16 protein-coding genes and 1 tRNA gene are annotated in these 17,631 nt (G+C 46.6%); 10 read left to right on the top strand and 7 right to left on the bottom strand.

The features are described from left to right. Window positions 1–65: 65 nt before the first annotated feature. From PMG25_RS15155 to era, 3 genes are read right to left on the bottom strand one after another with little or no spacing between them, the layout of a single operon-like run. Window positions 66–911 (bottom strand): Uma2 family endonuclease, encoded by an 846-nt coding sequence (locus PMG25_RS15155; RefSeq protein WP_283767737.1) that lies wholly within the window; start codon window positions 909–911, stop codon window positions 66–68. Window positions 912–960: 49 nt separating this feature from the next. Then, complete coding sequence (locus PMG25_RS15150) at window positions 961–1,401, bottom strand: Uma2 family endonuclease (protein WP_283767736.1); 441 nt, start codon at window positions 1,399–1,401, stop codon at window positions 961–963. Further along, window positions 1,344–2,321 (bottom strand): GTPase Era, encoded by a 978-nt coding sequence (gene era / locus PMG25_RS15145; protein ID WP_283767735.1) that lies wholly within the window; start codon window positions 2,319–2,321, stop codon window positions 1,344–1,346. Before era ends, PMG25_RS15150 begins: the two co-directional genes overlap by 58 nt. Window positions 2,322–2,465: 144 nt before the next feature. Between era and PMG25_RS15140 the strand changes: the two genes are divergently transcribed. Beyond that, a complete protein-coding gene (locus PMG25_RS15140) occupies window positions 2,466–3,542 on the top strand; it encodes an ATP-dependent 6-phosphofructokinase (RefSeq protein ID WP_283767734.1) in 1,077 nt (358 codons plus the stop codon). 82 nt (window positions 3,543–3,624) lie between these two features. On the opposite strand, the gene folK is transcribed toward PMG25_RS15140, so the two are convergent. From folK to fabG, 3 genes are all read right to left on the bottom strand, one after another. Continuing rightward, entirely contained in the window at window positions 3,625–4,011 is a 387-nt protein-coding gene (gene folK / locus PMG25_RS15135) for a 2-amino-4-hydroxy-6-hydroxymethyldihydropteridine diphosphokinase (protein WP_283767733.1), read from the bottom strand. Window positions 4,012–4,281: 270 nt separating this feature from the next. Continuing rightward, a complete protein-coding gene (gene folB, locus PMG25_RS15130) occupies window positions 4,282–4,746 on the bottom strand; it encodes a dihydroneopterin aldolase (protein ID WP_283767732.1) in 465 nt (154 codons plus the stop codon). A gap of 149 nt (window positions 4,747–4,895) precedes the next feature. Further along, window positions 4,896–5,642 carry a 3-oxoacyl-[acyl-carrier-protein] reductase gene (fabG, locus tag PMG25_RS15125; RefSeq protein ID WP_283767731.1) on the bottom strand — a complete coding sequence of 249 codons (747 nt, stop codon included), beginning with the start codon at window positions 5,640–5,642 and terminating at the stop codon, window positions 4,896–4,898. Window positions 5,643–5,742: 100 nt separating this feature from the next. On the opposite strand from fabG, the gene trxA reads away from it, so the two are divergent. Together trxA and PMG25_RS15115 are read left to right on the top strand one after the other, a co-directional pair. Then, window positions 5,743–6,060: a thioredoxin gene (gene trxA / locus PMG25_RS15120; protein ID WP_283767730.1), complete on the top strand. Its 318-nt coding sequence runs from the start codon at window positions 5,743–5,745 to the stop codon at window positions 6,058–6,060. Between the two features lie 104 nt (window positions 6,061–6,164). Beyond that, window positions 6,165–6,235: transfer RNA gene (locus tag PMG25_RS15115), tRNA-Gly, on the top strand. 243 nt (window positions 6,236–6,478) lie between these two features. Here PMG25_RS15115 and PMG25_RS15110 read toward each other — a convergent pair. After that, a complete protein-coding gene (locus PMG25_RS15110) occupies window positions 6,479–8,548 on the bottom strand; it encodes an ABC1 kinase family protein (RefSeq protein ID WP_283767729.1) in 2,070 nt (689 codons plus the stop codon). A 124-nt stretch (window positions 8,549–8,672) separates the two neighbouring features. Here PMG25_RS15110 and recN point away from each other — a divergent pair, with 124 nt between their 5' ends. The 7 genes from recN to PMG25_RS15075 all read left to right on the top strand — a co-directional run bounded on the left by recN (window position 8,673) and on the right by PMG25_RS15075 (window position 17,605). Beyond that, complete coding sequence (gene recN, locus PMG25_RS15105; protein WP_283767728.1) at window positions 8,673–10,400, top strand: DNA repair protein RecN; 1,728 nt, start codon at window positions 8,673–8,675, stop codon at window positions 10,398–10,400. Window positions 10,401–10,704: 304 nt separating this feature from the next. Then, window positions 10,705–13,833, top strand: coding sequence for an adenylate/guanylate cyclase domain-containing protein (locus PMG25_RS15100; RefSeq protein ID WP_283767727.1), 3,129 nt, complete (start codon window positions 10,705–10,707; stop codon window positions 13,831–13,833). A gap of 220 nt (window positions 13,834–14,053) precedes the next feature. Then, entirely contained in the window at window positions 14,054–14,644 is a 591-nt protein-coding gene (locus tag PMG25_RS15095; RefSeq protein WP_283767726.1) for a hypothetical protein, read from the top strand. Between the two features lie 76 nt (window positions 14,645–14,720). Continuing rightward, window positions 14,721–15,176, top strand: a complete 456-nt coding sequence (locus PMG25_RS15090) for an ABA4-like family protein (RefSeq protein ID WP_347178841.1) — start codon at window positions 14,721–14,723, stop codon at window positions 15,174–15,176. Window positions 15,177–15,306: 130 nt separating this feature from the next. Continuing rightward, on the top strand, window positions 15,307–15,492 hold the full coding sequence (locus PMG25_RS15085; RefSeq protein ID WP_283762747.1) for a TLTLP motif-containing protein: 186 nt from the start codon (window positions 15,307–15,309) through the stop codon (window positions 15,490–15,492). 145 nt (window positions 15,493–15,637) lie between these two features. After that, complete coding sequence (locus tag PMG25_RS15080) at window positions 15,638–16,150, top strand: inorganic diphosphatase (protein WP_283767724.1); 513 nt, start codon at window positions 15,638–15,640, stop codon at window positions 16,148–16,150. A 549-nt stretch (window positions 16,151–16,699) separates the two neighbouring features. Further along, complete coding sequence (locus PMG25_RS15075; RefSeq protein ID WP_283767723.1) at window positions 16,700–17,605, top strand: MBL fold metallo-hydrolase; 906 nt, start codon at window positions 16,700–16,702, stop codon at window positions 17,603–17,605. Window positions 17,606–17,631: the final 26 nt, after the last annotated feature.

Raw genomic sequence — 17,631 nt, 5'->3', positions numbered from 1 at the left:
GGCGATCAAATTGTTACAAACTATTGCCTGTTGGCGATCGCTCAAAAACCGATACAAAGATGGGTTTAGCTTTGTCCCCACTGACTCACTTCCTTAATAGAGAGTCCCAAGATTTCAGCCACCTGTTCGCGACTCATCCCCATACTCAAAAGCCGAGGAATTGCTGCTTTCTGCGCTTGTTCGGCAGCATTAGCCCGTTGTTCAGCGTTGTTGGCTCGTTGGTTAGCCCTCTCAGCCTCTTCCTCTGGCGTAGGAATCCAATTTCCCTGGGCATCATACCAGCGTAACCATTGTCGCTCTAATCCATGGTATTTTCCCAACCATAATCCCAGTCCTAATTCTAATTCGGGAAACCAGAATCTCGATTCAGTCAATTCTTGTTCTTGATAGCGATTTCTTTGCAGTTGAAAGACTTGTAACTGGTCTCGATAGCGGTCAAAAACAATATAGTAAGGAATGCCGAGAATTTGCTCGTAGACTTCCCATTTGGTTGGCTGTTTACCCCGTCGCTTGGTTTTACCCAAGTCTTCATTGCGGGTTCCTGGGGAGAGTAGTTCCACGATCATAATCGGTGGCACTTCTTCTTGCCAGAACACATAACTTAACCGAGCTTCGGTTTCGTCGTACAGGTGAGGTACTCCCACTACAGCATACCAATCCGGTCGCTTGTACCATCGGGGATGTTCGGGGTCATAGTAGAGGTTTAAGTCACCAGCAACTAGGATTTGTTCGGGGGGATAGGTTGGGGGACGGAATGTGGCGCTACAGAGTTCGGCTTGCCACACATGATACAGGTCAGGCAATCCAGAATCTCCTATTTCTTCGCTGGGTAGATCGTACATGGTGGGCAGGGTTTCTTTGTCGGGGAAGGGAGGAGAAACCCGTTTGAAAGCAGTTTCGGTGGGAGACATGGCAATGGCGTTTAAGTTGGGTGGTTGTATTGTAACAATGCTCTCTCATTTACCATTGAAGATCGTCATATAAATCAGCCAAAGAGATCTCACAAGGTAGAGAAGTCAACTTCACCAAATCTGCTCTACTTTGGTATTCAGAAAATACCCATTGATTGACTTTTGCTTTATAATAATGCTCAACTTTGGTTTGATATTGATCGATTAACAGATACTCTTGAAAACTGGAAATACTGCGATAGGCGGCAAATTTTTCATCTTTGTCATAGTTTTTAGTCGATTTAGAGAGGACTTCAGCAATCATCAAGGGATTGGTTACGGTTTCCTTGCGCCCTTCTTGCAGTTCCACTGGAAGAGAAATGACCATGACATCCGGGTAATTGTAACCCTGCTCTGTGTAGCGAGTTTCTAGGGGGTAGAAGCGATCGCTCCTTAATCCTCTCCCACTTGATAGCCAAACTGGGACAGACGAGCGCGAGAGTGTCGCCATTTCGGTCTGACCTTAACAAATAACTCCAAATAAACCTGACCTAAAATCAGTTTTTGCATCTGTTCCCGTGCCGCCGTACCAATACTTTTGAGCATCGATCCCTTTTTACCAATCAAAATCGCTTTTTGGGAATCTCGCTCCACATTAATTGCCGCAAAAACGCGGGTAATTTTCGGAGTTTCTTCCACTCGTTCAATTTCGACAGCCACCGAATGGGGCACTTCTTGGCGCGTCAACAGTAAGATTTGTTCCCGGATTAATTCACCCATAATAAAGCGTTCCGGTTGGTCAGTGACCAAATCGGGGGGATAATAGTAGGGGCCAGAGTCTAAGTTTTCCGCCAACCGGGTTTGTAGGGAGTCTAACCCCTCACCCGTAAGGGCAGAAAATTTCAGGGTTGGCCAATGATGAGCTTGGGCTAGTTGCTCATAGGTTCGATCGATCGCCTCAAAATCATCCGGTTGTTGATCCGCTTTATTCAAACCGAGAATAATCGGTAACTTCACATTCGAGAGCAGCTCGGCAATATAGCGATCGCCCCCTCCCGCAGCCACCCCACTATCGACCACAAACAACACCACATCCACCGATTTAATCGCCAATTTCGCATTTTCCACCAACACCTTCCCCAACTCATGGTGGGGTTTATGAATTCCAGGAGTATCCACAAAAATAAACTGGGCCTCTGAAGTCGTCAGGATTCCCCGTAAGCGGTTGCGTGTCGTTTGAGCCACCGGGGAAGTAATGGCAATTTTTTGGCCCACCAACTGATTCATAATTGTGGACTTGCCCACATTGGGACGGCCGATAATCCCCACAAACCCAGACTTAAAGCCAGGAGGGGGTTCGGGAATTAAATTGAAAGATGCAGGGGCAATATCGTTCAAAGCTTCAGATTCAGGATCGCGAGAATGGGTCATGGGGGATCGTAAGTCAGGAAATAACAAAGATTAAGTCAAGTTGACGTTATGGAACTTTCAGAGAATTTAAGTTTAATTTACTCCTGTAAGGGCCACTTAGCCCTTTCTCTTCACTCAACTTAAAAGCTACAGGAGGACAAAGTTATGGGAAAACGCATTGGCATTTTAACCAGTGGCGGAGACTGTGCCGGTCTCAATGCTGCGATTCGGGCTGTCGTCTATCATGCCATAGGAACCTACGGTTATGAAGTCTTTGGCATTTATCAAGCCACATTAGGGTTGTTGGAGAGGCCTCCAAGAGCAATCCAGTTAACCCGCACCAACATTCGCGGATTATTGCTCACCGGTGGAACCATGTTAGGAACGACCAACAAGGGTGACCCCTTCGCTTATCCGATGCCCGATGGTACATTACTCGATCGCTCCCAAGAAATGATCGAAGGATATCACCAACTCGGTCTCGATGTCCTATTAGTCATCGGTGGAGATGGATCTCTCGCCATTCTGCGTAAACTGGCCCAACAAGGCAACATGAACATTATCGGTATTCCCAAAACCATTGATAATGACATTGGCATCACCGAGCGCTCCATTGGCTTCCAAACGGCGGTTAATATTGCCACAGAAGCCCTAGACCGGCTCCAGTTTACCGCAGCCAGCCATAACCGGGTCTTGATTCTAGAAGTGATGGGCCGGGATGCGGGCCATATTGCCATCAGTGCCGGAATTGCTGGCGGTGCGGATGTAATCCTGATTCCCGAAATTCCCTACGATATCAATAAGGTTTGCGATCATATTGTTAAGCGTCGAGAGCTGGGTAAAAACTATTCTCTGGTGATTATCTCCGAAGCGGTGAAAACCATTGACGGTGGAGCCATTACCAACGTGGATGTCCTTGGAGAGCGTCGCTATGGAGGGATCGGCCATTATATTGCTGATAGCATTACCTCCAAAATTGGCGCAGAAACCAGGGTAACTGTATTAGGACATACCCAACGGGGAGGCATACCCGCAGCCACCGATCGCCTAGTCGCTTCTACGTTTGGAGTAGCCGCCGTCGATTTAGTGGCTGAGGACAAGTACGATCACATGGTGACTTGGCAACATCGGCAAGTCGTGAGTGTGCCCATTGAAGATGCGATTAAGCATTATCAGACGGTTGATGCCGAAGGTACTTTGGTGAAAACGGCTAGAGGGCTAGGAATTTGTTTGGGGGATTAAATCCTAACACAAAGGACTGAGAGCAACTTGTTTTAGGAGCAGAACTCAAAAAAGTGGCTCTCAGCTCCTTGCTCTATAATCTTCAAGAGACTAAATCAGGAATCAACTCTAGAACCGTAGTTTGTAAAAAATCACGTTGATAGAAATCAGGATCAACAATTTCCCGATTGAACACAATAATATCTAAGTCAATACATCGAGGGCCATTCTTGTTTTCAGTTTTAACTCGCCCTAACTCAATTTCAATCTGCTTTAATTTACAGTTTAAATCTTCCTGGCTATCAGCAGTATGAATTAAATAAGCTCCATTCACAAAGTCAGGCTGATTAGTCAAACCTAGAGGTTTCGTTTGATAGAATTGAGATTCCTTAATCAAGATTTGGGTTTCTTGCAGTTTGCTTTTCGCTTTGGGAATATGGAAACTGGGGTCAATGTTAGAGCCAACCCCAATGACTGCTTCGTTTAGCATAATTGTTTAGTCAGCGAAGAGGGAAAATACAGGGCTTTGCGCTAGGCAAAAGGCAAAAGTATTGTTCTACAACGTTTTGAACATTACAGCACTTTCCTCTGCTATGCCCTGCATCAATGGTGGTTTTTAAAGATAGCCAGAATAGCTCACTCGCTAGATTGAGTCTGTTTTTCACTCCCCCCACTCCCCCACTACAGTGCTTCGCGCTGTAAATTCCGTATTCCATAACAGTGCGAACCACTGTATAGAAGAGAAAAACTAGAATGACCATCAAGGAAAGTTGCTGCGGTGGGCTTTGAGTTTAACCGATACAGAATCCGAAAAGCGTAGAGCATAAGGTTTATCAACTTTGACCTTAGTCCAGATTACTTGGGGATCTTCCATCACAACATCAATAATGGTTTGAGCCATTCTTTCGATCAAACCATAGCTACGGCTTTCTACTTGTTCAATAATTTGCTTGGTGATCAATTTATAATTGACCGTATCTTCGATTTTGTCTGTTTCCGAAGACTTTTCGGCATCAAATCCTATTTTGATGTTGATGACGACATCTTGTTTCTTTTCCCGTTCCCAATCGTTAATCCCAATCAACGTTCTTAATCTTAGATTAGTTATTTTAATGACACCTAAACCAGTTTGAATCCCTTTGGTGTGCTTTTGTTCAATTTCTTCGCAGAAAAAGGTGTTTTGCTTGACTGATGACTCGGATGCTGTATGGCTTACTGATATCATAGTAGTTGAAATAATTTTTTGTTAACTTTATTTTAAATCCATTTTAACCTATGCCTACCAACCTTGTCTATATCCATTCTCCGTATTTTCCTAGTTAATATAACTTAATCTCGGAGTGCAGATTATATCTGCACTCCGAGATCAGTAGACTAGGCCATCACCATCCCCCCATCAACGTTAAAGACTTGACCGGTAATATAGGCGGCTGCGGGATCGGCAGCAAGGAAACGCACCATTCCTGCCACTTCCTCCGGTTGACCATAGCGACCCAGGGGAATGAATTTGAGGATTTCATCGGCCGCCAGGTCTTTGGTCATGTCAGTGGCGATAAAGCCAGGCGCAACGGCATTAGCCGTTACGCCACGACTGGCAATTTCTTTAGCTACGGTTTTGGTAAATCCAATGACTCCGGCTTTGGCGGCGCTATAGTTGGCTTGACCGGGGTTTCCCATCAGGCCAGAGACAGAGGCAATGTTGATGATGCGGCCTTTGCGTTTTTTGAGCATAATTTTACTGACGGCGCGAGTACAAAGAAAGACTCCGGTTAAGTTGAGGTTAATGACCGCTTGCCAGTCTTCGGGCTTCATCCGTAGGAGTAGACCATCTCTGGTAATCCCGGCGTTATTGACCAGCACATCAATCTGTCCCCATTGATCCATGACGGCTTTAACCAGGGTATCGACGGCTTCGGCTTGGGAAACATCGGCTCCGATCGCGATCGCCTCTCCCCCTTGGTCTTTGATTTGACTGACCACTTCTTCGGCTGCTGTGCTAGAACTAGCGTAGTTAACCGCAACTTTAGCTCCTTCTGCGGCTAAGTCAAGGGCGATCGCCCGACCAATTCCCCTAGAAGCTCCCGTCACTAGAGCCACTTGATCTTGGAGTAGATTTCCCATAAACGACTTCTCCTGCACTTTCTTAAGGTTTTATTGAGGTTAGGCTTAGGGCATTTTGCCTTAGAATGGGGGAGATTGCCTAACTTTTGCAGAATTTAACATGGCCGTTAAAAAGCAATTCACCAGTTTTTCTGACCTCCTCACCCAATCTGATGTCCCGGTGTTGGTCGATTTCTATGCCACTTGGTGCGGCCCCTGCCAAATGATGGTTCCCATTTTGGAGCAAGTCCAAACTCAGATGGGCAAAGCGATCCAAGTGGTCAAGATTGACTCAGATAAATATCCCCAACTCGCTTCTGAGTACCAGGTCGAAGCCTTACCCACCCTGATTCTGTTTAAGCAGGGGAAACCCATTGATAAGATTGAGGGCGCGATTAAAGCAGAACCCCTGATCGCCCGTCTCCAGTCCCTGATTTAAGAACCGTACAGAAATTTTGCCCACGGTCTAGCTTTTTTCTAAAACTTGTGTTAGATTAATGAGAGTGGGTAATCAACGGTCGCATCCGTTCATTTACTCAAATTGCGGGTATAGTTTAGTGGTAAAACCATAGCCTTCCAAGCTATTGATGGGGGTTCGATTCCCCCTACCCGCTTTTGCCTAATTGCGTTAGTTCTGTTAGGGGTTGTCGGTTCGATTCCCCCTACCCGCTTTTACCTAATTGCGTTAATTCTGTTAGGGGTTGTCGGTTCAAATCCCTCTCTCCGTTTCTCATATCTGATAAAGTTCTTGCCTTTGCGGTAGGTTGCGATCGCCTCGAAATCCCTTGAAAAGCTGCAAGGTGAGGAGATAGGGAATTTACTCATCACCCCACCTTACGCTGTATATACGCTGTATATTACGATTCCATGGACACCACGGCCGCAGCCGGTAAAGCCAAAGGCGAAGACCCGGAGTTAGGAATCGAGGCTAACTTTTTTGCGCTACTTCCGTTTTCCCCATCTTCACTAAGTAACACTTCGCGAATAAACCGTACCAAAACCCGTTGAGCCAAGCCACTAGCAATTTGTTGCCCCATTTGTTGGGTTTCGGGTTTCAAGAGAACTTTGGGCAAGAGGGGCACAATTTTCATGGGGTCAAACCCTTGTGTTTCTTGCACAATTTGTAAAATTCGTTGAATATGTTCGAGGTTTTTCTGATCGTCAGGATTGCCGTTTGATATCGGTTTCACGGGAGTCTGACCATTCATACCGACCGTTTTGCGGAAGCGATCGCTCACGGTTTCCAACGTCGTGCGTCCCAGGGTGTCCACACTTTTAACAATTTCCTCGACGATGCGATCGCGGATAAAGCTGCCGCGATCGGAAAACAGAAAATCAATGGTCTGATTCAACACCACATCTAGATCGTAATCTTGGCTATTGCGGGCATTTTTGAGCAAGTTTTCCAGCCGATTCCAGCGAAAACTACCATCTTTGAATAATAACTCCCTTAAAGAGGTTCGCAATTCTGGGGACTGATCTGTTAATAACCGTTTAGCCACATAAGGATAGGCCTTACTCAACACCTTAAAATTGGGATTTACATTAATGGCAATCCCTTCTAAAGTCACCAGAGAGCGGATAATCAAGGCATAATAAGCGGGAACCCGGAAGGGGTAATCATACATCACCTGGGAGAGTTGATCCGTAATATTCTTAAAGTTCAACTCAGCCACAGACGCGCCCAGAGCATCATTAAAAACTTGAGATAGGGCGGGAATAATGGGAGTTAAATCCGTATCGGGTGTCAGAAATTCTAACTTGACATAATCCTGGGCTAAGGACGAAAAATCGCGATTGACTAAATGAACGATCGCCTCAATCAACCCATAGCGTTGATAGGGCTTCACCTCGCTCATCATGCCAAAATCCAGATAGACCAACTTGCCATCCCCAGAAGCCAGTAAGTTACCAGGATGGGGATCGGCATGGAAAAACCCATGTTCGAGCAGTTGCCGCAGGGAGCATTCAACCCCCACTTCAATTAAATAGGAAGCATCTAAACCTTGCTGGCGAATTTTCTCTAAATCGGTTAACTTTGTCCCCGTGATCCACTCCATGGTCAACACCCGACGGTTGGTGTATTGCCAATAAATCTGGGGCACATAAATATCCGGTATGTAGCCATATAACTGCTCAAACCGCTCTGCATTCCTCCCTTCATGGGTATAGTCCATTTCTTCATAAATGCGAGCGCCAAACTCATCGGCGATCGCCACTAAATCACTGCGGATGCGCCTATTTTTCTGTACCCAAGCCGCTAAAGAGCGGAGAATATAGAGATCGAGAGAAATTCTTTCCCGTAAATCGGGACGTTGAACCTTAATGGCAACCGTTTCACCGGATTTGAGCTTGCCCTTGTAAACCTGACCCAAAGAAGCAGCCGCTACCGGTTTAGAACTAATCTCAGCATAAATAAATTCTGGGCGATCGCCCAACTCCTCCTCAATAAACTGATAAGCCACCTCATTGGGAAACGGAGGCAGTTGGTCTTGAAGTCGGGTTAACTCCTCTAAAAACAGGGGAGGCAGCAGATCCGGCCGAGTCGATAAGGCCTGCCCCACCTTAATATAGGCTGGCCCCAACCGGGTTAAAATTTCCCGCAAATGAATCGCTCGCTGGCGCTGCTTTTTTTCCGAGCTGCCGGTTCGCTTATCCCACCATAATCCCACCAGCAATCCCAAAAATGACCAGACCAACTCAAACATCCGTCCCCACACTTCCCAGGGACGGGAACGGTAAAAGTCCATCAACTCCACTGGATCGTAATGGATGTCAGGGGGTTCCACGGCTGAATCATTCGGTAAGATCGTCTCTTCTGACATGGGACTAAAATGTGCAGAAGAAGAATAAGCAGGACTTCCAGAGTCCTGGACTGTTGACAACCCCTGTTGATGGGAAGATGAAGATGGCATATTGACATTCATGACTTGAGGTGGGCTAGATCTATTACTGATTGTAAAGTAATTTTAACAATTCCCCCCCTCAACCCGCTCGATCAATTTGATTCGGTTCCCTCGATCAAGTGCCTTTCTGGTAAGTAAGCCGTCTATGTTAATCTCCCTAAAAATCGAGAACTTTGCCCTCATCGATCGCCTAGAATTGGACTTTGGCCCAGGATTAACCGTCCTCACCGGGGAAACCGGAGCTGGAAAATCCATCATTCTAGATGCCCTTGATGCTGCTCTGGGCGGAAAATTAAACTCTAAAGCGATTCGCTCTGGAGCCTCACGCGGGATCATTGAAGCCACCTTTACCCTCTCCCCTTTGGTGCTGGAATGGTTGATAGCCCAAGAAATTGAGCCAATGGAAGACCAGACGGTAACTTGTAGTCGAGAGATTCAAATTTACCAAGGAAGTTGGCGATCGCGATCGCGCTTAAATGGTCTAGTGGTCAACCGTACCCAAATGTCCACCTTGCGGGAATTATTAGCCAGTCTCACCGCTCAAGGACAGACGGTACAATTGGGCAGTTCTGAGCGGCAACGGGAATGGCTCGATCTCTATGGAGGAGCATCCCTATTAACCGTTCAACACCAGGTGGCGGGGGCCTATCAAAAAGCCGAAACGATGCGATCTCGCCTAAATCGACAACGTAACGATGAACAATCTCGCCTGCAACGGATTGACCTCTTAGAATATCAACTGAGCGAATTAAATCAGGCCCAGTTAACCACCGCCGATGAATTAACCGAACTCGAACAAGAAAGTCAACGGCTCTCCCACAGCGTCGAACTGCAACAGAAAAGTTATCAAATCTATCAGGCCTTGTATCAGGGTGATCGCTCCCTTGCTGCCGCCGATTTGCTCGGAGAAGCCAAAGATCTGCTCGATGACATCCTCTCCTACGATCGCCAACTGCAACCGATCCTAGACTTAGTAAATGAAGCCTTAGTGCAAGTCGAAGAAGCCGGGCGACAAATCAATACCTATGGAGATAATCTGGAAACCGACCCCGAACGCCTGGAAATAGTCGAATCTCGGATTGTTGAACTCAAGCAAATCTGCCGGAAATATGGGCCATCCCTCTCCGAGAGCCTCACCTACTGGCACAGCATTCAAGCAGAACTCGATGACCTCACCGCCAGCAGTGAATCCCTAGAACAATTAGAAAAAGACTATCAACAAGCCTTAGATCAATTAAAAACATTATGTAATCAGCTACACTTACAACGGCAAAAGGCAGCCGCTAAACTAGAAGCGCGTTTGGTCAAGGAACTCAAACCCCTAGCCATGGACAAAGTACAATTTAAAGTCGCTCTCACCCCCATCGGTATGACCGCCACCGGTAGCGATCGCATCACCTTTGGCATCAGTACCAACCCCGGAGAACCCATTCAACCCCTAGCCACCACAGCCTCTGGTGGAGAAATGAGTCGCTTTTTATTGGCTCTAACCGCCTGTTTTTCCCAGATCAACCCGGTGAATACCTTGGTGTTTGACGAAATAGATGCCGGTGTCTCTGGACGAGTCGCAGAGGCGATCGCCGACAAACTCTATCAACTCTCCCAAAATCATCAGATTCTCTGTGTCACCCACCAACCCCTGATCGCGGCTCTAGCCGATCACCATCTCCAAGTTCGTAAAGAAACCATTCACGAATCCGCCGATAACCTCAACCGAACCGTCGTTCGAGTCCGTACCCTAAATAGCGAACAACGCTCTCAAGAACTCGCCCAACTCACCGGAGGCAACTCCGCCCTCGAAGCCCTATCCTTTGCCCAATCCTTGCTCGAACAAGCCCAAAAAAAACGCCAACTCCATCATCAGCCCTCCTAAACCCACCCAATCGTCCCATGGAAACCAACCCTCCAACCATTTTTCGGTACACTAAAAAAAACTTGCCCAGAACCAAGGCCAAAGCCAAAACAATCCCTCGGATCGCGAGTCTTCAGGGCTACAAAACCCAATTGTGATTAAAATTAGGCTATCCTAACTCTTGAATCTTCGAGCTTTCTCCTTTAAGATCCACCTAACCTAGGGTGTCGTTATCTTAGCTCTGCTTATAATTAAAAAATTGTGCCGTTAGGCCCTTGCGTTTTCCACCAAACCAAGACATAAAACTTCTATATCGGTGACATCTATGGCAACATCATCTTCCAACTCTCCCCTTGTGGACACCACCGCCACCACAATCGATATTGATGCAGTGAATTCTGATGGATCATCTTCCCATACCGTATCAGCAACGGTCATAGATGTAGACGGTAATGCCACCGAACCGGCTCCCCCGGAACCCAACGCCAATCCCCCCAGAGGCGGAGGCTTAGTCACCACAGGAGGCGGGGGGGATTTCTCTAGTTTTCTAGCGCCCCTAAAAAAAGATACCTTCAAGCAAGTCGTTACGGACGTTGAAGACAAGCTCAAGGTCGTTAACCAAACCCTATCGATGTTGGATAACCTACTGGACAACCAGGGGTTTGATGCCATCCTCGATGAAATGTTGCGATCGATTACCCTGAAAACCGGGGAACTGCTCAACGCCGATCGCACCAGTATCTTTCTGTTTGATGAAGAAAAAAATGAACTCTTCACCATCGTTGCCAAAGATGAAAAAGGCAACGCCCTAGAAATTCGCATTCCCGCCGATAAAGGGATCGCCGGAGAAGTCGCCACCTTTCGTAAAGTCGTCAACATTCCCTACGACTTCTATGACGATCCGCGATCGACCACCGCCAAAGCCTTCGACAAAAAAAATGGCTATCGTACCTACACCATGGTTGCCATGCCCCTGGAAAACGAAGAAACCGGGGAATTAGTCGCTGTAGTGCAACTGATTAATAAACTCCAAGTTGATAGCGATCGCGAAGCCGAATTAGACGAAAAAATCGACTTCAACGGCTTCACCGAAGAAGATGAGCAAGTCTTCAAAGAATTTGCCCCCTCCATTCGCCTGATTCTCGAATCCTCCAAATCCTTCTACGCCGCCACCCAACGGCAACGGGCAGCCTCGGCTCTCATGAACGCCGTTAACTCCCTGAGCAAAAGCAGCCTCGATCTAGAAGACACCCTGAAAAAAGTCATGGATCAGGCCAAAGAACTGATGAACGCCGATCGCTCCACCCTCTGGCTTGTAGACGAAGAAAAAGGAGAACTCTGGACAAAAATCCCCATTGGCGGCAACCTAACCGAAATTCGCATCCCCAGAAGCGCCGGATTTGCCGGTATGGTAGCCCAGTCGGGCGAACCCCTCCTGATTCCCTTTGACCTCTATACCGATGAGCGCTCCGAAACCTCCAAAAAAACAGACCAAAAAACCGGGTATCGTACCTGTAGTATGCTCTGTATGCCCGTCTTTAACGCCGACGATCAACTGATTGGCGTAACCCAACTCATTAACAAGAAAAAACAAGGCGAATACCCTGACTACAACCCCGAAAATTGGCCCGAACCCCCAGAACAATGGAAATCGAGCTTCAATCGCAATGACCTAGAATTCATGCGAGCCTTTAATATCCAAGCCGGAGTCGCCCTACAAAACGCCAAACTCTTCGATCAGGTCAAACAACAACAAAAAATGCAGGAAGATATCCTGCGGAGCTTAACCAACGGCGTGATTTCCACCAATAAGAAAGGGTATATTATTGCCGCCAACGAATGTGTCAAAGAACTGTTAGGACTCGATCACACCGAACTAGAAGGGCAATTGCTCGCTCCCCTGATTCGGATCAAAGAAGGAGATTTTAACAAGTGGTTTGAAGCTGCCCTTGCTCCGAAAGGCGATAAAGATCGCCAGCAATTTTATCCCGATCAAACCCTAATTCTGTCCGGAGCAGACGGGGAAGACATTGAGCAGAGCGTCAACCTCTCCATTAACTCCATGAACGATGCCCTTGATCCGACCAAAATCAATGGCGCATTAGTAGTCATGGAAGACATCAGCGACGAAAAACAAGTCAAGAGCCTCATGTATCGCTACATGACTCCAGAGGTAGCAGAATCTTTACTCGCCAGTGGCGACACCGGACTCGGTGGCAAACGCAAAGAAGTTTCTGTTCTGTTTAGCGACATTCGCAGTTACACCACCTTAACGGAGAAATTACAGGCCGAAGAAGTGGTAGCCATGCTCAACAGCTACTTTGAGGAAATGGTTGATTCCGTCTTCCGCTACGGTGGAACCCTGGATAAATATATCGGCGACGCTTTAATGGCCGTGTTTGGCTCTCCCGCTCCCCTAGAAGATCATGCCTGGTGCGCCATGCAAACGGCGGTGGAAATGCGCTATCGCCTAGCCGAATATAACCAGAAACGGAAAGAACAAGGCTTGATGGAAATTAGTATCGGCATTGGCATTCACTCCGATGTCGTCGTCAGTGGTAACATCGGCTCGTCTAAACGCATGGAACTCACCTCCATTGGTGACGGGGTGAATTTAGCCTCCCGTTTAGAAGGAACCAGTAAACAATATGGAACCGACATCGTAATTAGTGAAAGAACCTATACGAATTACATCGATCGCGTCTATGTCCGAGAACTGGATAATATTACCGTAAAAGGAAAGAGCAAACCGGTTACCATTTATGAATTGCTGGGCATTCGCGAAGGCACTTCAGTCGTCGGTCGCCCCCTAACAGAAAAACAAGAAGCGGTGAAAACCCATTATGAGCAGGGACGACGGCACTATTTACAAGCAGCTCATGATAAATTATCTTACAACGAAATCCTGATAGTCTTGGAGCAGTTAGAAGAGTTATCAGAGTCAGAGTTGAAAACCATCTCCTATGATGAAACCCAGATGCTCTCCAAGATGTTGGCCCAGGTTGACCGGGATGAGTTAATCGAAATTTTAGGGGAAGCCACCTTAAAACGGATGCTAGAGGTCGAAGATCTTAGCCGCAAAACGGTTACGGATACTTACTGGCAAACCACTTTACCGGAAAAAGTCAATGAACTCACTCCTCGTCAAGTGAAGAAATTACTGCAAGCTAAAGTGGGCCAATTTGCTGGCGCAGCAGAAACTCGGCAAATGTTAGCCGAAGAAGCCCAGGAAATGTCGTCTGCCCAATTGCGTAAATTTATTGATTTGGCTCGTCAACCCTTTGCCGCTAAAGCCAAAGAGTCCTTTAAACAGGCTCAAGAGGATTTCCAAAAGGTGCTAGAAGTCGATCCCAACAATAAAGCCGCTAAATTGCATATTCAGCGCTGTATGCTTTATGAAGATAATCCTCCGGATGAAACTTGGGATGGAGTCTGGAAACTTACGGAAAAATAGACCCGCCTAACCATGGCTTAACCTTATTTAAACATAGGCCGCTTGACCGCGATCGCCTTTCTGGTTTAGATTAGTTTAAGAGTGGGTACTATCAGAATAAGGGTGTAAGGGTAAACCCCCTGCTCAAGGTCACTTACATTCCTGGAACCTGGAACTCTGGCTTCATCATTCTCATCACTAAGATATTGATTCAAGATTAAATTAACAGCAAATTGGGTTTATGAACGACGTGAATTGGCAGTCGGAATATCGAGATTGGATTGGTAAAGTCCGTCTTTTCTTAAGGCAAACCGCCCAAGCCTACTTATCAGATACACCAAGACTGCCAGAAACTATTGCCCAGCAAATTGTACCATTGTCGCAAAAAGCGCAAGAAATTAAGAAAGATTACCAGGATGAATCGGGTAATCTGCCCGAAGGCGATGCGGATCTGTTGTGGCTCGATCAAGTTTGTCAGTTTTTGCGGGAGTTATCAGGTGTATATTTATCCGATCAACCCTCTTTACCTCAAAATCTGTTCGACTTATCCAGCCGAGCGCGGGAATTGGCAAAAGAGGCACAACGGATACAAGACAATGGCTCTAGCTCAACTTCGGCCTATACTCCAACAGAGAATACCTCCAGCTCTGACCTCGACAACTCTGGAGATTCTCCGCTTCCCCCTGGGGTCAGTCATGACCTAACGATTGAAGACCTGCAAAAAAAAATTAAAATTCAGTGGGCCAATAGCCAAAACCCCAATGCTCCCGAATGGCAACAATTAATTGTGCTTTTGGATGTGGCCAAAGGACTCTACCGTAATTTAGTTTAATCGTTCCTTAAACCGATCGCTCAGAACTAGCAGGACTAGAACGGTATAATAGCCTCTACAGAATTATCTTAGGTTCATGATGCTCGATTGGTTATTTAACGGCGCAAACCTCTTTGTGCTGCCTTTTTGGACATTGATGATTGTCTTACCCAATTGGGGGGGCACTCGATGGGTAATGAAGTCATTCCTGCCCTTTGTGGCTCTAGTCGCTCTATATGTCTATCTTCTAGTGGGCACAATTGACGGAGAATCGGCGGCTGCTTTAGCCAATCCCCAATTAGCCGATTTAGCTCGGTTATTTGCCAATCCCCAGGCAACGGCAACCGGTTGGGTGCATTTCCTGGTAATGGACTTATTTGTGGGACGCTGGATTTATTGGGAAGGACAACGAACCGGAGTTTGGACGATTCACTCCCTGATCCTCTGTTTGTTTGCCGGGCCCATAGGTTTGCTCTCCCATATCCTGACCCAAACCCTCAGTGAGCGATTCTTAAGCCAATCTTCAGAATCAAGGACTCCAGAAATGAGTTAATGAAGATATTGTTGGTTTCACAACAATCTAGCGATCGCGGATCGGTAAAATAGAAGGGAGGGGTCGAACAACTTTCCCCTCCCGATCCAATTCTTATTGTGTTCAATAGAGGTCATTAAACCCCTTCCGTATGGAATCAGAGAGCGAGTCTGGAACTAGGGCCGAACCCCAAAAACCTAGGTTGGCAGATGTGATTGGCACATTCATTGCCCTATTAACCTTGACCTTACCCCTGTGGGCGATCGCCTACTATTCTTCAGGTAATGTCAACATTGTACCCGGCGTGAGTTATCCCCTACCCCAAGCTAGAGAATGACCCCTACCGATTAAAATTATCCCTCAATTGAGAACCCCCAATTCAGACTCAAGAGTTGGGAATAGTGACATCTTCCCCTAAAATTTGATTCGGGGAAAGGACGAGCCATCCTCTCCCCTCCCGTAATGCCATTTGGAGAAAAATTTTGGATTTATCACTCATTCCCGCTCAACCCAAACCGGACTTATTAAACGTATTGATCGAAATCACAGCCGGAAGCCAGAATAAGTACGAATATGATAAGGATTTACAAGCCTTTGCCCTAGACCGAGTATTGTATTCCTCTGTCCACTATCCCTATGATTATGGATTTATTCCCAATACCCTAGCCGATGATGGCGATCCTCTTGATGGTATGGTCATGATGGATGAACCGACCTTTCCTGGATGTGTGATTGCGGCACGACCGATTGGGATGCTAGAAATGATTGATGGCGGCGATCGCGATGAAAAAATTCTCTGCGTTCCCGATAAAGACCCCCGGTATAGCAGTGTCAAATCACTCAAAGACGTTGCTCCCCATAAACTCGATGAAATTGGCGAATTCTTCAAGACTTATAAAAATCTGGAGAAGAAAGCCGTGGAAATTCTCGGTTGGAAAGATGTTGATCAAGTCTTACCCTTAGTCGAGCAATGTGTCAAAGCGGGTGCTAAATAACTAGCTCCGTTCAGCTTAGGGGCCTTCAGTTGTCCCCCAACAGACGTGGCTCCAATCCAGGAATAAAAGCCCAGTTGAGTCACGTCTGACCATCCCAGAGTTAAACGCTCCCCTCTAAAAAAATAAATTAAGGTAAAATCAGAACATCTAGGTAACCTGAACATCAACTTAAACATTCAAAGTCCTCAAACGTCCCCACCCTTAAGGGATGCAAACCATCCAGAATAACCCATTAGGGAGTAACCTAGATTTAGGGTGCAGCAAGTCTCAATCGCATAGACTCGTAAACAAGCGGTATTTATCAGCATTGCTCAGACAACAGGAGACTAATCTAAAGAAATGCGTACAGGGAATGGTGGGAAATCTAGCTCAGATCAGGTTAAGATGACCCAATAGACTCTATTTACATTTCTCCCTCCTCTTGTACCTCCCTGTGAATCTCACTAGGAAACCTGAAAAGCAATGGCTAGGCTAGACATTAAGATGACTTCAGATCTAGCTCTTTACCAAAACAATACTCAGCTAAACCCAGGCTAAATTTAGCGAAAGATGTCACAATCCGATCCCTCAGTTCCTGTTGTCAAACCCGTATCCAGTGCGGATCATACGGAATCCTTTGTTCCGTCTCCCTTAACCCTGAAATTCTGGGGGGTTCGAGGTGATATACCTACACCTGGTGAACAAACCGTCCGCTACGGTGGCAATACTTCCTGTGTGACCCTAGAAACCCCTAAGCATTTTTTGATTTTTGATGCTGGCACAGGGGTTCGCGTTTTAGGTAAATATCTCTTAAGTCGGATGCCTGTAGAAGCTCATTTGTTTCTGTCCCATTGCCAGTGGGATCGGATTCAGGGCTTTCCGTTTTTTGTGCCCGCATTTATTCCCATCAATCGATTTTATGTGTATGGCTCTTCCGCCGTTAATGGGGACTCCATGAGACAGCGCCTCAAGGAACAAATGCAACCGCCCAACTTTCCTGTGCCCATTGACATTATGGGATCGGAGCTGAACTTTCGCGATATCGATCCGGGGGAGGTGCTGAAGTTAGAAGGGATGGACGTTCATACCTGCTGTTTGAACCCCATTAACCAAACCTTGGGCTATCGCGTTCACTATCACAATCAAATTGTGGTCTACGCTACAGATATCGAAGCCCATACCGATCAACTCGATCCGAACTTGATTGAGTTAGCCCAGGAAGCGGATGTACTGATTTATGATACTCATACCTGGATGATTGATGAGGAAGGGGCGAAGGATAATCCTCAACCGAAAGATTGGAATTGGAAAAGCGGTATTGAGGTGGCACAAAAAGCTGGGGTGAAGCAGTTGGTAATGTTTCACCACGATCCCCGTTATACAGATGATTCTTTGGATCAGATTGAACGACAAATCCAGGCGGTGTTTCCCCAGGGTCAATTAGCCCGTGAAGGGATGGAAATTGTGGTCAATTAAACCGTAAAAATTCCCCAATAGAAATA

Source organism: Roseofilum capinflatum BLCC-M114 (genome assembly GCF_030068505.1).
Classification (GTDB): domain Bacteria; phylum Cyanobacteriota; class Cyanobacteriia; order Cyanobacteriales; family Desertifilaceae; genus Roseofilum; species Roseofilum capinflatum.
The sequence above is the reverse complement of the archived record's forward strand: the minus strand, read 5'-3'. Positions and strand labels throughout refer to the sequence as shown.

What these genes read in the sequence shown, in the direction of transcription:
- PMG25_RS15150 (WP_283767736.1), bottom strand. Translation starts at nt 1,401, where the DNA reads ATGGCGACACTCTCGCGCTCGTCTGTCCCAGTTTGGCTATCAAGTGGG.
- PMG25_RS15095 (WP_283767726.1), top strand. Translation starts at nt 14,054, where the DNA reads ATGAACGACGTGAATTGGCAGTCGGAATATCGAGATTGGATTGGTAAA.
- fabG (WP_283767731.1), bottom strand. Translation starts at nt 5,642, where the DNA reads ATGGGAAATCTACTCCAAGATCAAGTGGCTCTAGTGACGGGAGCTTCT.
- era (WP_283767735.1), bottom strand. Translation starts at nt 2,321, where the DNA reads ATGACCCATTCTCGCGATCCTGAATCTGAAGCTTTGAACGATATTGCC.
- PMG25_RS15090 (WP_347178841.1), top strand. Translation starts at nt 14,721, where the DNA reads ATGATGCTCGATTGGTTATTTAACGGCGCAAACCTCTTTGTGCTGCCT.
- PMG25_RS15085 (WP_283762747.1), top strand. Translation starts at nt 15,307, where the DNA reads ATGGAATCAGAGAGCGAGTCTGGAACTAGGGCCGAACCCCAAAAACCT.
- PMG25_RS15140 (WP_283767734.1), top strand. Translation starts at nt 2,466, where the DNA reads ATGGGAAAACGCATTGGCATTTTAACCAGTGGCGGAGACTGTGCCGGT.
- folB (WP_283767732.1), bottom strand. Translation starts at nt 4,746, where the DNA reads ATGATATCAGTAAGCCATACAGCATCCGAGTCATCAGTCAAGCAAAAC.
- trxA (WP_283767730.1), top strand. Translation starts at nt 5,743, where the DNA reads ATGGCCGTTAAAAAGCAATTCACCAGTTTTTCTGACCTCCTCACCCAA.
- recN (WP_283767728.1), top strand. Translation starts at nt 8,673, where the DNA reads ATGTTAATCTCCCTAAAAATCGAGAACTTTGCCCTCATCGATCGCCTA.
- folK (WP_283767733.1), bottom strand. Translation starts at nt 4,011, where the DNA reads ATGCTAAACGAAGCAGTCATTGGGGTTGGCTCTAACATTGACCCCAGT.
- PMG25_RS15100 (WP_283767727.1), top strand. Translation starts at nt 10,705, where the DNA reads ATGGCAACATCATCTTCCAACTCTCCCCTTGTGGACACCACCGCCACC.
- PMG25_RS15110 (WP_283767729.1), bottom strand. Translation starts at nt 8,548, where the DNA reads ATGAATGTCAATATGCCATCTTCATCTTCCCATCAACAGGGGTTGTCA.
- PMG25_RS15075 (WP_283767723.1), top strand. Translation starts at nt 16,700, where the DNA reads ATGTCACAATCCGATCCCTCAGTTCCTGTTGTCAAACCCGTATCCAGT.
- PMG25_RS15155 (WP_283767737.1), bottom strand. Translation starts at nt 911, where the DNA reads ATGTCTCCCACCGAAACTGCTTTCAAACGGGTTTCTCCTCCCTTCCCC.